This window comes from Pedobacter sp. MR2016-24, from assembly GCF_026239655.1.
Lineage (GTDB): Bacteria > Bacteroidota > Bacteroidia > Sphingobacteriales > Sphingobacteriaceae > Pedobacter.
On record NZ_JAPIVO010000008.1, the window covers coordinates 129,169 to 142,491 of the forward strand.

At 42.2% G+C, this 13,323-nt stretch carries 5 protein-coding genes; 2 read left to right on the forward strand and 3 right to left on the reverse strand.

Annotated features, from left to right (window positions below):
* Nucleotides 1–67: 67 nt before the first annotated feature.
* The 3 genes from OQX62_RS21405 to OQX62_RS21415 are packed head-to-tail and all read right to left on the reverse strand — an operon-like array spanning nucleotide 68 to nucleotide 6,243.
* Nucleotides 68–1,621, reverse strand: coding sequence for a RagB/SusD family nutrient uptake outer membrane protein (locus OQX62_RS21405; protein ID WP_265833700.1), 1,554 nt, complete (start codon nucleotides 1,619–1,621; stop codon nucleotides 68–70).
* An 18-nt stretch (nucleotides 1,622–1,639) separates the two neighbouring features.
* Nucleotides 1,640–4,714 carry a SusC/RagA family TonB-linked outer membrane protein gene (locus OQX62_RS21410; protein WP_265833701.1) on the reverse strand — a complete coding sequence of 1,025 codons (3,075 nt, stop codon included), beginning with the start codon at nucleotides 4,712–4,714 and terminating at the stop codon, nucleotides 1,640–1,642.
* Nucleotides 4,715–4,758: 44 nt separating this feature from the next.
* Nucleotides 4,759–6,243 carry an arabinan endo-1,5-alpha-L-arabinosidase gene (locus OQX62_RS21415; RefSeq protein ID WP_265833702.1) on the reverse strand — a complete coding sequence of 495 codons (1,485 nt, stop codon included), beginning with the start codon at nucleotides 6,241–6,243 and terminating at the stop codon, nucleotides 4,759–4,761.
* Nucleotides 6,244–7,148: 905 nt separating this feature from the next.
* Between OQX62_RS21415 and OQX62_RS21420 the strand changes: the two genes are divergently transcribed.
* Complete coding sequence (locus OQX62_RS21420) at nucleotides 7,149–9,110, forward strand: glycoside hydrolase family 97 protein (RefSeq protein WP_265833703.1); 1,962 nt, start codon at nucleotides 7,149–7,151, stop codon at nucleotides 9,108–9,110.
* A 30-nt stretch (nucleotides 9,111–9,140) separates the two neighbouring features.
* Complete coding sequence (locus tag OQX62_RS21425; RefSeq protein WP_265833704.1) at nucleotides 9,141–13,157, forward strand: two-component regulator propeller domain-containing protein; 4,017 nt, start codon at nucleotides 9,141–9,143, stop codon at nucleotides 13,155–13,157.
* The last annotated feature ends 166 nt before the right edge of the window (nucleotides 13,158–13,323 follow it).

Consider the following 13,323-nt stretch of genomic DNA (forward strand, 5'->3'; position numbering starts at 1 on the left):
TTATAAGGTTTAGGATTCGGATAATATGCAAATAAACCCGCCGGATTGTAAGCCGGCAGGTTAGGTATTAATTTGCTGAGTTGCGTTGTAAATTAGGATTAACGTTTAAGTCTGACAAAGGAATAGGCAAATATTCTTTACCCGGTCTCCAGCTGGCAAAATCCGGATCATGGGCCCGCAGTTCGGTGAGCTTGGCTGCGTCATATAACCAACCCCATCTGATGATGTCATTGATCCGCATCGACTCTACTGAAAATTCCAATGCGCGTTCATGTGCAATCTGCTCTCTCATCTGCGTCTGGTTCATTCCGGGTTTGGTCGTGCTCAGGTCTGGTAGTCCGGCTCTGGTTCTCACCTGCTGTATATAGCTGTAAGCATCTGCCGTGGCACCGGTTTCATTCAACGCTTCTGCGTACATGAGCAGCACATCAGCATACCTCATCACCCTGTAATTAATACCGGAGTTTTCCTGGTCATCATTACCCGGCCAGTTCAGCCCATCATGTGTATATTTTCTCGGATAGATCATTGTCTGTGCAAAAGGCCACGGATTCCCATAAACAGTAGTAGAATTATCATCCGGTTCAAAAGAAGCAATTGTAGCCAGCAAACGCGGATCACTTTTACCTGCTATTGTTTTTTCTGCTTTAAATTCATTGTAGATCCATCTGGTAGGTAAAAAGTCTGAATAACCGTAACCGTCCATCGCATAGGTTCTGCCAGTAGAGCTTACTTGTTTCCAGTTTGCATTGGGCTCACCCCCGTAATTCATGATGGTGCCACCTACTGCATCCGGCTGACCAAATTGTACTTCAAAAAGCGATTCGGCATTATTTTCCACGGTCTCTTTAAAGTTGTCCCTGAAATTGGGCATTAAGCTGTATTTGCCTTTCTGATCGCCATTGATCAATTCATTGAATTCAGCGGCGGCTTCCGGCCAGCGTTTTTTATAAAGATAAGCCTTGCCCAGCATACCAGTGGCCGCTCCCTTGGTGGCACGGCCCACCTGGCCGGCATCCGGGCCACTCAATCCTGCATAAGTAGCGGGCAAAGCAGCTTTTGCCGCTTTAAAATCTTCTATAATCTGGTTCCATAATACATCATCAGTGGCAGTAGGTGTATTGTATTTAGATTTATCTGTAGGCAGTTCTATAGGTACCGGTACAGCTTTATAAGTATTGGCCAGGTTGAAAAAAGCCAGACCTCGCAGGAAACGGGCCTGACCGATAATTCTTTTCTTTAAATCCTCATCCATCGCAATTGCGGGTACATTAATGATCACCTGATTTGCACGCCATACCATCTGGTAATGTGTAGCCCAGATCCATTGTACAGGACCAGAACTGGAAGGAATACTGAATTTACCCACTTGTACAAGATCACCCCATGGACTATCCCCTGTAAAATCATCTCCTCTCACATCCGTAAGTGCGGGGAACATCCGCATATAAGTCCCGTCCTGAATTAAACTGTTATAAATGGCATTTACACCTAACTGTGCATCATCAGCAGTCTTCCAGTAAAGATCTATTGTTTTAGCATTAGGATTTTGTAGGTCGAGCTCCTTTTGACATCCTGCGCATAACAAGCCCAGAAGTACATAGCAAAATATTTTTTTCATGTCCGTTTTTTTTAATCTCTAAAATCTAACTTGTAAGCCTAACATCAATGTTCTTGGTGTAGGGAATGATCCAGGATCAAATCCGGGTTCAAATGCCCGTGTTTGGGCGAAGTCAGGATTATATCCTTTATAATACTGGAAAGTATAAACGTTCTGTGCAGTTGCATAAACTCTCGCACTTTTGATCCAGTTCACATTCAGCTTAGGAATGGTGTACCCTAATGAAATTGTATTGATACGCAGGTAGTCACCTTTTTGCAGCCAGCCTTTTCTGTCAGAATCAATACCGTTCTGGTTAGGATCGTCCGCCGCCAATCGTGGATACTCATTCCCGGGGTTTTCTGGGGTCCACCTGTTCAAAGCATCCTCATGATAATTGATATAATCGGTAGTATGCATTAATGAGCGGTAAAGGGCACCATTGATCAGGTTGCCGCCGGCACCAGACAGGAATAAAGTAAAATCAAAACCTTTGTAGGCAGCAGTAAAGTTTAAGCCATAATAAACCTTAGGTAATGAACTACCCAGATCAGTGCGGTCAAGATCATCAATAATACCATCAGGAACACCATTTGGTCCACTGAGATCTTTAAACTTAAGATCGCCTGGTGAGGTGCGTGCATTTTGAAACGCATGGTTAGCAATCTCATCTGTATTCTGAAAGATCCCTTCCACGACACGTCCGTAATGGCGCCCAATTTCATGACCAACGGTATTGATAAATCCACCTACAATACGGGAAGTTTCTGTCCCTGTCAACTTTAAAAGAGTATTCTTTACAGTGCTTACATTTGCGGTGATATTATAGGTAAATGCGCCCTTGTTATTGTGATAGCCCAGGTTAAGTTCTATACCGGTATTTTTTATACTTGCAGCATTGGTAGTAGGGAATCTGTCATTCGAGCCCACAGTAGCTGCAATTTCTTCACCGATCAGCGCATTGGTGGTTTTATTCATATAATACTCTCCTGTGAAGTCAAACATGCCCTCAAGGAATGTTGCATCAACTCCGATATTGGAAGTAGTTTTAGTCTCCCATTTCAAATTAGGATCTACTACATTGGTTTGTAAACCACCAGTAGCTTTTGTTCCATTAAAATTATAAACGATATTAGGGTTCAGCAAAGACAGAAACCTGAAATCGCCTATATTGGCATTACCTAATTGTCCGTATCCCCCACGTAATTTCAATTCATTTATCCATTTAGGTAAATGGATAAATTCTTCTTTGCTGATTCTCCATCCGGCAGAAACACCTGGGAAATTTCCGTATTTATTGCCCGGAGGAAACCTTGATGAACCATCTCTTCTGATACTTGCAGTAAACAAATATTTATCGTCGTAACTATAATTCAACCTTCCGAACAGACCAAAGAAAGAATAGGGTATAAGATTTCCATCTACCGTTTTGTTAGTTCCATTTCCAAGAACCAGATAGTTAGGGTCTAACTGTTCTGCATGGCCAAAACGTGACAAAGCACTATTTTTATTATAACTCATACCTGCCACAAAATTGATCGCATTTTTGCCAAATTTCTTGTCGTAGGTCAATGTATTGTCTACCAGTCCATTCGTGTAAATCCTAGAATTATCATCCAGACGGTTCACAGTTTGTTTAAAAAAGAAACCAAGATCAAATGTTGGCTGAAAGGCGAAGTCCCGAGCCACAGTCCTGTCATAACCCGCATTGATTTTATACTTTATGCTATGCCCGTTCGTGTTTAACAATTGTGCCTCTGCCCAAACCACGCCGAAAATACGATCCACTTCAGTGTAATTTGTGAACAGACTGTTTACTGCAGGGACGTTCAATGAAATCGCCCTTTCCCTGTCAGACTGTGTTCCGCCATAACCATTTGGCATTGAAGGATCATATACCAATTGTGTAGGAATGGCAATAATCAGGTCGTTGATCAGTGGTGGCCGGCCACCAGTCAGTACATCGCCACGAAAAGTAAGGGAGTTCTCTTTGGAATGTGTATAGCTTAATGACTGTCCAAATTTAAAAATACCCTTAGACTGCGTTGTATTTACACGGCCCGTATAACGTGTATAATCGGGTCCGTTTCCCACAAATGTACCTCCCTGTTTAAAATAATCCAGTGAAACGTTATAAGTAGAATTATCATTACCTCCGGAAAAATTAAGATTATGATTCATCCTTTGCCCGGTTTTCAGGCCTTCTTTCTGCCAGTCGGTGTCTACATTACCAATGTATTTAGAACTGGACGGATCATTTGCCGGTGCAGGCGTTTGTCCGCCATTAAACTGCGACTCATTATTTAACATCTGATAACCCATGCGGTCAGCTACCGGAATTTTTTGCCAGACATTATCCACTCCGTAATAAGTATTGTATTCTATACTCAGGGCGGTATTCTTTTTACCTTGTTTGGTAGTGATGATGATCACACCATTTGCAGCTTGTGCGCCATAAATTGACGCTGCTGTTCCATCTTTTAATACCTGCATGGATTCGATATCATTCGGACTGAAATCACGCGGAGTATTGGCCAGCATAATACCATCAACTACATAAAGCGGTTGCTGATTGTTAAAAGATGCCAGCCCCCTGATACGTATTGTTGGAGAAGCACCAGGTTGTCCATCGTTCGTTACCGCAATACCGGGTGTACGGCCTTGCAGCAGCTGTCCGATATCACTTGCCGATGTTTTCTTGATCTCTTTAGCATCTACAATAGCCACCGATCCGGTAAGATCTTTCTTGAGTTGTGTTCCATAACCAACTACAACAACCTCACTAAGGTCATTTGTGCCGGGTTTTAGCTGTACATTTATGACCACCTGACCGTTGACTGGCACTTCCTGAGTAGTATAACCAAGGATGTTAATGACAAGGATATCTGTCGCAGCGGCCTGTATCGCAAAATTCCCGTTGTTATCAGTTGCTGTTGCTGCTGCTTTACCTTTAACTTTCACTGTAGCCCCGGGCATGCCTCCACCGGTTTCATCTGTGACCTTACCTTTCACTTGTATAGATTGTGCATGCACAATCACTGTACAAAAAAGCAAAAAGAGAAACGGCACCAGCCAGTGCTGTTTCATTGGGTTGCCTGGTATATAATTTTTCATAAAGAATATATTTTGGTTAGAGATTATTATTTTCTTTTGTTCGGTTAGTTTACTTTCTTAAACCAGATAGCAGTACCCGCTCCGTTAAACCCGGTCATTACGATGGTAGACTTGATCTTTTTCTCCCAGTCTCTTTCTCTTGATACATGAAGTTTATCGATAAATAAACCACCAGCCCATCTCAATTCGAGCCATGGTGCAGTGTAGGCCCAGGTATTATTTGCATCACCATTAATTTTTCCGTCGGCCGATAAAACAGTAACAGAGGCTACTGAATAGTCCGGATTAAGCTGTTCCAGTTCATATCCGGGTACTTTATTATATCCCAGCACAATCTGATCGTAAGTTCCTGCAATCTGATCTTTCGTTACCGCATCATCCGGCACATTTGCATATCGCTCCGGAGACACAACCGGCCATCCTTCGGGTGTCCAAAACATTTTGCGTACATGCATAACCATAAAACCACGATCTACTCCGGGTCTGCCCTGCGTAGCTATAAAGAATTGACCTTTATCCTGAAATACTGAAGGATGTGATACACCGGCCCAACCACCATGCCCGGCAAAGCTATAGGGTGCAAGAATCATAGGTCCATGGTCCTCCTGCAAATCAGCACTTCTGCCATTCCAATCCAGGAAAGGTCCGGTCGGACTCGCAGAACGAAATACCCTTACATTGTATTTTGTGGACAACCAGTCATACGCCACAAAGAGATAATACATCTTTGTATCCGCATTGTATATTACTTCCGGTCCTTCTAAATTACCGTTATAGGCATTACCAGTTTTACCCCTTCGTACAATACGCAGACCGCGGTCGCCATTAGTACTGGCTAACCCTGTAGCGGGATTTAAACGCAGTTCAAACAAACCATCCCATGCAGAACCATAGATCATATATTGTTCGCCTGCCGGTGTCACGGCAACGGTTGGATCAATTGCATTTGTACCAGGACCACTGGTTAATGATGTTACTGCAAGACCTTTCTCTACCCATGGGCCTTCCGGAGAAGAAGAAGTAGCCAGTCCTATGCAACTTATCCTGAATCCGGTTGATGCAAGGGAATAGTACAACCTGTATTCATTTCCAACTTTTAATACATAAGGTGCCCAAAGGCCATCATTAGATTTAGCACCATTTGCTTTTATAAAAGCATCACCCATAGCAGGTATACCACCAAATACCCAACCGATGAATTGCCAGTTGACCAGATCTTTTGATTTTCTGATTTGTATACCCGGGCGTACAGCAATGCCGTATCCAACATCTGTACTGTAGCAATAATACCAGTCGCCGTCTTTGAATATAGAGGGATCATGTACATTATAGGTACCCCAGATAGAACTGTAGTATAATGGGGAGAATGCAGCATAGGTATCATTTATATTATCAATTCCCGCTGCTGTCTGCGGTACAGGCAGATCTGTAAGTCCCAGTTTATCAAATTCATTTTCCTTTTTACAGGAAGAAAATAACATACCCACAGTAAACATACTCCAGATCAGGATGAATTTTATTGTTTTCATAGCTTATACCCCCATGGTTGAAGTAAACTGAAAACTGATGGATACTTTTTCTGCAGGTGTTGGTGAGAAACACAGAAGGCGACTTTATGCCTGATACTAATGGTAAAAATGTTCATATGGTTTTTATTATTTGGTTACAATACTTATAGAGAGATATGTCCTGGCCAATCAGCACTATGGGCATAAAAAACTGATAAAAGGTTTAAGCTGAAGAAGATCGAAAAGACCTGTAAGCAGGTAGATGCGCTCGTAAAAGATTTCCCATAATTGAAGATTTTTTAAGCTGAATTAAGGTTTTTGTTTTGTTGCTGTAAGCAAAACACGACGCTGAATTTTTGCTTTAATTTATATTTGGTTAGCTGATAGTACTAAATCGGTAGTGCTGATTATAAATCGAATGTATGAAAAAGATATTAATCGTCAAATTAACATTTATAAACGTAATAACTGTTAATACAACGTTTATAAAAAGCGTTATAATTAAATTTTAAAAATCTGTATTACAACACTTTAACCAAAAACACCTGTACTGATTTTATTTAAAAACAATACTATTATTTAATATAAAATGCACAAAAAACCCATTTTTCCTTTGAAAAATGGGTAATAAATGGTCAATATTTATTTGTTAAAAAATAATATCCGATTAGAAATCCTCAATATTTTTGATACAACTATGGTAAAGGGCAGTAAAAAAATAACCTGTAATACATCAAAATTAAATCGAATAAGCAGTTGGACCGGACTCTTGGAAATGCGCCACTTGCCTGCAATTAAAATCTATTCTCTTTTACAACATTTCCAGTTTCAACAAACAATATTTTTTAAATGTACTATTGACATTTAAAAAATATTATCTACCTTTTCCAACATCAAAAAACCAAATATTTAAACGGCCATTTCCTATGAACGCTATCAGGGTTATTCTTTTCGGATTTTTTTTACTCTATTTTTCAAAAGGCGCGGCGCAGGAGCTCAGTATTTCCAGTCCGGATGAAAAGCTGACAGTTAAACTAGTATTAGAACAGGGCAAACTCTATTACCGTGTGTTTTTGCAGGGGAACGAAATGCTGGAAAAATCCCCATTGGGACTACGCGGAAGTCAGACAGATTTATCTGCAAACCTTCAGCTAACAAACAAAAGCACACGCCGGATCGATGAAACCTACTCAGAACCTAAAATAAAAACAAGTAGGGTAAAGTATCAGGCCAACGAACTGGTCTGCAAGTTTGAAAATGGAAACAAGAACCAACTGGAGGTCGTTTTTCGTGTCAGCAACAACAATATTGCTTTCCGCTACAATGTACCTCAAACGGGTGAAACCGCGAACCTGATTGTGGAAGAAGAGTTAAGCGGTTATAACTTTCCTGCAACTACTAAAACCTTTTTAACGCCACAGGCAACTCCTATGATCGGCTGGATGAAAACTAAACCCAGCTATGAGGAAGAGTATACGCCAGATAAGGCAATGGGTATCCCGTCAAAATATGGCGTTGGCTATACCTTCCCCGCGTTGTTTCATGTGGGCGATAAAGGGTGGATCTTACTTTCCGAAACGGGTGTAAATGGCCTGTATTGTGGTTCAAAGCTGAGCGAAGGAACGAAGGATGGCAGGTACAAAATTGCATTCCCTGAAAATGGTGAAAACAACGGGATGGGACGTGCAAATCCAACTATAGCTTTGCCCGGACGCACACCCTGGCGTACCATCACTGTAGGCAATAACCTAAAGCCTATTGTTGAAACGACTATTCCATTTGATGTGGTGGAGCCGCAGTATAAGGCTTCCAAAGCATATACTTTCGGTCGCGCTACATGGAGCTGGTTGTTATGGCAGGACGGCAGTATTAACTTCGACGACCAGAAAAAGTTTGTGGATCTCTCTGCAACCATGGGTTACGAATTTGTATTGGTTGATAACTGGTGGGATACTAAAATAGGTCACGATAAAATAGAACAACTGGTGGCATATGGCAAGGAAAAAGGTGTAGGCATCTGTCTCTGGTACAATTCGAATGGCTTTTGGAACGATGCACCGCAAGGGCCAAAAAATGGAATGAACACAGCTGTAGCCCGGAAGCAGGAAATGGCCTGGATGCAACGCATCGGTATAAAAGGGATCAAGGTTGACTTTTTTGGTGGCGACAAACAGGAAACGATGAAATTGTATGAGGACATATTATCGGATGCAAATAGTTATGGGCTGACCGTTATTTTCCATGGTTGTACCTTACCGCGCGGCTGGGAAAGAATGTATCCTAATTTTGCAGGTAGTGAAGCCGTACTGGCATCCGAAAACCTGATTTTTACACAGCAGGCAAATGATAATGAAGCATTTAATGCGAGTCTGCACCCTTTTATTCGTAACGCTGTAGGTGCTATGGATTTCGGACCGGTATTGCTGAATAAACGTCATAGCCGGGAAAACAGTGGCGGAACGACCAGGAAAACAAGTGAAACATTTCAACTGGCTACAGCCGTCTTGTTTCAAACGCCTGTCCAGAATTTTGGCATTACGCCGAATAATCTAAATGAAATGCCGGTTCATGTGATAGATTTTATGAAAAAGATTCCTACCACCTGGGACAACACCGTATTTATTGAGGGTTATCCTGGTAAATATTGTGTGCTGGCAAGGCGCCATGGAAATACCTGGTATATCGCAGGCATTAACGCAGAACAAAAAGAAAAAATAATAACGGTTACACTGCCGATGTTATCTGATGAAGAGTTGCTGTTATATTCGGATAATCAAGATCAACAACCGCAAATATCAAGATTACGTCTTCAAAAAAACAAGCAGGTAAAGCTGAAATTATTGTCTAATGGAGCTGCTGTCATTATTGGGAAACAGACCCAAAAGTAGAACAGTTTACAGGTTATTAAACAGATGAAAATGAGGGCAACGCTTTTTCTGGTACTTTTTTTTCATTCCGTATTGCTGTTCGGGCAGCCGGAAAAAGTAAGGTATTTGTCTCTGCAGGAAGGACTATCAAGTCAGCAGGTACTGGATGTTGCTCATGATAAAAATGGTTTTGTATGGATTGCGACAGAACTGGGACTGAACCGCTTCGCGAGCAATTCATTTAAGCAGTATTTTAAGTCAGAAAAAGCAGACGGACTTTCCATCAACAGCAATGAAATCAACACACTTCTTTATGACAACGATCAGCTTTACATAGGTACGCGGGCGAACGGGCTGAATGTATTGGACATGAAAACAAACAGGTTTTCCTATTATCTTCACGACCGGAATAACGCACATTCTATTGCAACAAATGATATTACTGATATTATCAAAGGTAAAAGCGGCAAATTATGGCTGGCAACGTATCATCAGGGGGTACAGCGCTTTGACCCATTAAAGCAGCAATTCGAGCATTTCAACAGAGAAAACATTCCCTCTTTACCGGAAAACAGTGTCTGGACACTGGCGGAGGACAAACAAGGACTGCTTTATATAGGGCACGTCCGCAAAGGACTCTCGATTTTCAATACCAAAAATCAAACAGTTGAAGTGCTGGATACGCAAAACACGAAGGGCATATTACCAGATAATGAAGTGAAAGCCCTGTTTTGCGATAGCAAAAACAATATCTGGATCGGGACACGAAGAGGACTGGCAATCTATAATCCATTTACGAAGAGGATAAGGCAGATCAGCCTCGCGGACAAGGCCAGAAATGGAGTTGAACCTTTTGTTTACGCCATCAAGGAAATCAAGGGTGAGATATGGGTAGGTGCTGAATCATCACAACTGTTCATCTTGCATCCTGTTTATGGTACAGATAAAGATATACAGCAGATCGGGACGGTCATTCCGTTTTATTTAAACAGGGGCAATAACTCGTCGGTGCAAAATATTGAGCTGGACAATTTTGGTAATGTGTGGATGGCTGTATACGGTGGCGGACTAGGGTTTTTCGGACATCTAAAGCCATTTTTCTCTGTTTTCCCAACAACTGAAATGATGCCTGGTGCAGGTAAGCTGGCAACGGTTACAAGTATTTTACCAGACAGAGGTAACAGTATATGGCTGGCCACCGCAGGGGACGGCATCTTACAGGTTCAGCCTGATGGAAAAGTAATTAAAAGCACAACAAACAATAGCGGGATTGGCGATGACTTCCTGCTTTCCGGCTTCGAAGACAGCCATGACAACAAATGGTTTGGCCTGCAGAACGGCAGTGTCTCTTTTTATAATGCGAAAACAAAAAGCTGGCATAAGGTCAATGCCGGTGAAAAAATGTCGGCAGTAAGAGCCATCATCGAAGATAGAGCGGGAAATATATGGTTTGCGGCAGAAGAAGGCCTGTTTATTCACAACCCGGAAGGACAGACATTTCAAAAACTCATCATTAATACACCCATGCTGGGAGACTATGCTCCCCGCACACTTGTGGAAGACAGTCGCGGATACATGTGGGTAGGTACCTACGGACAGGGCCTTTATGTATTTGACCATAACCGGAAACTGGTTCGGAAAATTGCTAAAGAGCAAGGGATCAACAGTAATACCATTAATCACCTGTTCCGTGACCGGAGAAATAACATTTGGATAGCTACCAACGAAGGTTTAGCACTCCAGAGTGTAAACAAGGAAATGGGGCATCTTGAACGTATCGTTCCGCCGGCATCAGATGCATGGCTAACTGTAAATGCAGTAGCGGAAGACCGTAATGGAAACATCTGGTGCTCCACCAGGTCAGGCTTACTACGTTATCTTCCGGAACAAAAACGTTTCCTGAAGTATGACCAGGCATTTGGTTTGCCTTTAGGTGGCTTTACGAACAATAGTGTAGCTTATGATACAAAGGGACGTTTATTTTTTGGAATGCCGGCAGGTGTCTGCTATTTTGAGCCCACAGAAATCCCTTTAAACCTGCCGGGATCGCCTATAAGAGTGAGCCGCTTCATGGTATTTAATTCAGGAGAGACACATGCACAGTCTGAAAAATATCCAGGTCCCGCTGAAGAAATAAACCTGGAACATGAAGAGAATAGCTTCCGGGTGGAACTGGCTGTGATGGATTATGCCCTGAATGACATGTTAGAATTCAGCTATCAATTGCATGGACTGGACGATAACTGGGTTTCACTTGGCAATGAAAAGAGTCTGGATTTCCGGAATATTCCTTATGGACAATACGAGCTTCGGATACGTACCCGTCAAAAGAACCAAAACTGGCAGGGCGACTATAAACACCTGTTCGTTAACATCTCCCCCCCATTTTACCAGAGTAGCTATGCCATATTGCTGTATACCATACTCGTCGCCGCCACTGTATTCACCGTATTCTTCTTTTACGTCAAGAAAATAAATGCGGAAGCAGAACTCCGTATGAAAAAGCTTCAGCTGGAGCAGGACGAACAACTACATATGGAACGGTTGAATTTCTATACCAATATTACGCATGAGCTTCGAACACCCTTAACCTTGATTCTTGGTCCTTTAGAAGACCTGCTTCATGAAGAAAGGCTGTCTGTTAAGCATAAAGATTGGGTGTATATTGTCCAAAAAAATGCAAACCGGCTTTTTTCACTGGTCAATCAGTTACTGGAGTTCCGTAAAGTGGAGTCTCAACATAAACCACTGGTATTAGGGGAAGGTTTTCTAGCTGAACTGGTACGGGATATTGTCCTTAAATATAAAGAAGCTAACAATAAGAAAGAACTGACCATTACCTGTATGATAGAGGAAGAGGACATCAAAACTACATTCGATGCAGAGATTGTACAGCTGATCCTTGATAATTTATTGTCCAACGCCTGTAAATTTACACCGGCAGGTAGTGTGGAAGTTCGTTTAACCTACGAACAGGATAAGCTGAGTACCTCTGCGCTGATTGAGGTGAAAGATACCGGCTGTGGTATTGCTGCAGAATACCTGGATAAAATATTTGATAAATTTTACCAGGTGCCACGTTCTGCTGCACAGGGCACAGGTGTGGGCCTCGCTTTGGTCAAAGAACTGGCGGCTATTCATCATGGCAAAATTTCCGTAAAAAGTGAACCCGGAACAGGGAGTAAATTTTGTGTGCGCTTGCTGACAAATACCGTGGTAACAGCTGTGACAGGAACCGGCGCTTTCGGGGATGCAGAAACAACGATGCTGACTGCTGAAGATAACCAGCGCCAGTTATTGTTACTGGTAGAAGATGACAGTGATCTCCGGGAATACCTGACAACGCTTTTAACTGCAAAATATGAGGTTATACAAGCGAAAAACGGATACGAGGGTTTAGCGCTTGCCAAAAGCCGTATTCCTGACATGATCGTGAGTGACGTGATGATGCCTGATATGGATGGATTCCGTATGCTGGAAGAATTAAAGCAGGAGCGGGAAACAAGCCATATTCCATTGATCTTCCTCACAGCTAAAGACAGTGAGCCAGACAAAGAACGTGGTTATGAATTAGGAGTCGACTCCTATCTGACCAAACCAGTTAGTCGCCAGCTGCTTTACCGGCGTATTGAAAACCTGTTGCTCAAACGCAAGTCTGTTTATGCCGAAGTACTGGGACAGCTCTCCTCTCAAAACAAGCAAACCGCAGCACCGGAAGCTGCGACGAACACAGAATTATGGAGAGAGAATGCCTTCGTACAGGAATTTGTAAACCTGGTAGAAGATTGTATCCAGGATGAAGTATTGGATGCAGCGATGCTGGCGGATAAAATGAACATGAGCCAGTCCACGCTTTACAGAAAACTCAAAGGACTGACCGGCAAAAACATCAACCAGCTTGTACGTAAAGTAAGAATTCAAAAAGCAGCGCAACTGCTTCGCTCAGGGCAATATAATATCACCGAAGTATCGCTGATGGTGGGCATAAATAGTTCTATTTATTTCCGCCAGTGCTTCAAGGAAGAATTTGGACAATTACCTTCCGAATATCAAAAAAAGAAGCTTTAAGTAAGAAATAAACCGATTTTGACGAAAAACTAAATGTTAATTGACGGATCCGTATATGTCTGTCGATAGCAGAATCTGCTATGTTTGGTTCAGAAACCAGGTATAATTATTTGTATTGAACCGATCTCTTCCTTCCCGGGAGACACCCTGTTTAATGGATGGCAAA

Coding starts and splice junctions, on each gene's coding strand:
- OQX62_RS21405 (WP_265833700.1), bottom strand. CDS start 1,621: ATGAAAAAAATATTTTGCTATGTACTTCTGGGCTTGTTATGCGCAGGA.
- OQX62_RS21410 (WP_265833701.1), bottom strand. CDS start 4,714: ATGAAAAATTATATACCAGGCAACCCAATGAAACAGCACTGGCTGGTG.
- OQX62_RS21415 (WP_265833702.1), bottom strand. CDS start 6,243: ATGAAAACAATAAAATTCATCCTGATCTGGAGTATGTTTACTGTGGGT.
- OQX62_RS21420 (WP_265833703.1), top strand. CDS start 7,149: ATGAACGCTATCAGGGTTATTCTTTTCGGATTTTTTTTACTCTATTTT.
- OQX62_RS21425 (WP_265833704.1), top strand. CDS start 9,141: ATGAGGGCAACGCTTTTTCTGGTACTTTTTTTTCATTCCGTATTGCTG.